The sequence below is a fragment of the Cellulomonas citrea genome, from assembly GCF_009829685.1.
Classification (GTDB): Bacteria; Actinomycetota; Actinomycetes; order Actinomycetales; family Cellulomonadaceae; genus Cellulomonas; species Cellulomonas citrea.
The window spans coordinates 1-1,687 of sequence record NZ_VWSD01000276.1 but is presented as its reverse complement, the minus strand read 5'-3'; the positions used below and the strand labels follow the sequence as shown (position 1 = coordinate 1,687).

General features: G+C 76.4%; 3 protein-coding genes. All 3 read left to right on the top strand.

Annotated features, from left to right (window positions below; all coding sequences use genetic code 11):
- Positions 1-695 (top strand): 2-amino-4-hydroxy-6-hydroxymethyldihydropteridine diphosphokinase (gene folK, locus F2B26_RS16115; protein ID WP_159811074.1); only part of this gene is annotated, 695 nt, incomplete at its 5' end.
- Complete coding sequence (locus F2B26_RS16110; protein WP_159811072.1) at positions 695-1,186, top strand: DUF3180 domain-containing protein; 492 nt, start codon at positions 695-697, stop codon at positions 1,184-1,186. The genes folK and F2B26_RS16110, both read left to right, overlap by 1 nt.
- A 20-nt stretch (positions 1,187-1,206) precedes the next feature.
- Positions 1,207-1,687 (top strand): PH domain-containing protein (locus F2B26_RS16105; protein WP_159811070.1); only part of this gene is annotated, 481 nt, incomplete at its 3' end.

Here is a 1,687-nt window from a genome sequence, read left to right as displayed (position 1 = left end):
CGTCCGCCCCGCCCAGCCCGCCGCACGCCGACGCGCCGGCGATCGTGGTCCGGGCCACCCCCGCATCCGCTCCCGTCCCGGAGGCCGTGCCCGCCCCGGCCGCCCCGCACCCGCCTGTGCCCCCGGTGACCGAGGACGACGATGCGGCGCTCGACCGGCTGCCGAGCCACCTGGTCGACGTGGTCATCGCGCTGGGCGGCAACGTCGGCCCGGTGCTCGACACCCTGCGCTGGGCCGTGCAGCGGCTGCGCGCCGTCCCCGGTCTGGAGGTCACGGCAGTCGGTCCCCTGGCCAGGACGGCGGCCGTGGGCGTCACCGACCAGCCCGACTTCCTCAACACGGTCGTGCTGGCCCGGTGCCTGCTGCCCCCGCGCGAGCTGCTGCACCGGCTGCGCGCCGTCGAGCAGGAGGCCGGCCGGGAGCGGCACGAGCGGTGGGGCCCGCGCACGCTCGACCTCGACCTCATCGTCTACGGCACCCTCGCGGTGGTGACCGACGAGCTGGAGCTTCCGCACCCGCGGGCCCACGAACGTGCCTTCGTGCTGCAGCCGTGGGCGGCCGTCGACCCCGGGGCCGTGCTGCCCGGGCTCGGTGGCGGTCCGGTGGCGGCGCTGGCCGCGACCGCGCCCGATGTGGCCGGCCTCAGCTGGGTGCCCGGCGACTGGCTCGCCCCGGACGGCTCGCAGGCGCCGTGATGGCTGCCACCCGCTGGCGCACGCTGCTGGCCGTCGCCCTCGTCGGGGCGGCGCTCACCTGGTACCTGCTGCGCGTCCTGGTCGGCCACGGCGGCATCGTCCCGTCCGTCGGCTGGCTGGTGCTGCCGGTGGAGCTCATCATCGCGATGGTCGTGCTGCGACTCGGCTGGTCGGTGCGGCAGTACCTGCACGGCAACCGGCCCGACCTGGACCCGGTGCGGGCCGCCCGCACGGCCGTGCTCGCCAAGGCCGCGTGCTACACCGGCGCGCTGCTGCTCGGCTTCTACGGCGGCACGGTGCTCGCGCTGGTCACCGACCTGTCGGTGCCCGGCAACGGCGGGCGCGCAGGTGCGGCCGGACTCGCGGCGGCCGGCGCCCTCGTGATGGCGGTGGTCGGGCTCGTCGTCGAGCGCTTCTGCCGGATCCCGCCCCCGTCGGACGGGCAGCAGGAGAAGGCGGGGTCGGCGGAGCCCGGACCGGTGGCCGGCTGATCCGATGGGAGGATGGCCCCATGGCTGACATCCCGTTCGACCCCGACGACCTGGTGTGGACGCGGGTGTCCGGGCGGCTCGCGTCGGCCCGGCTGGTGGTGGCCGCCTGCTGGTTGCTGCCGCTGCTCATCGGGGCCGTCGTGGCTGCCGTGCTGGTCGGCGAGGGCTGGGCGTGGTCGCTGCCGGCCGCCGTGCTCGCGGTCGTGCTCTGGGTGCTGTGGCTGGTGCCCCGGCAGGTGCGTGCGCTGGGCTACGCCGAACGGGCCGACGACCTGCTCATCGTGCGCGGCATCATGTTCCGCTCGCTGGTCGTCGTGCCCTACGGGCGGATGCAGTACGTCGACGTCAACGCCGGCCCGATCGACCGGTGGCAGGGCATCGCGACCGTGCAGCTGCACACCGCCGCCCCCGGCACGCAGGCCGAGATCGCGGGTCTGCCGCCGGCCGAGGCGGCCCGGCTGCGGGACCGCCTGCCGCTCGACGAGCTGTGGCTCGTCGACC

Excerpts from the sequence above, each read along its gene's own strand:
- F2B26_RS16110 (WP_159811072.1), top strand. The coding sequence starts at position 695 with ATGGCTGCCACCCGCTGGCGCACGCTGCTGGCCGTCGCCCTCGTCGGG.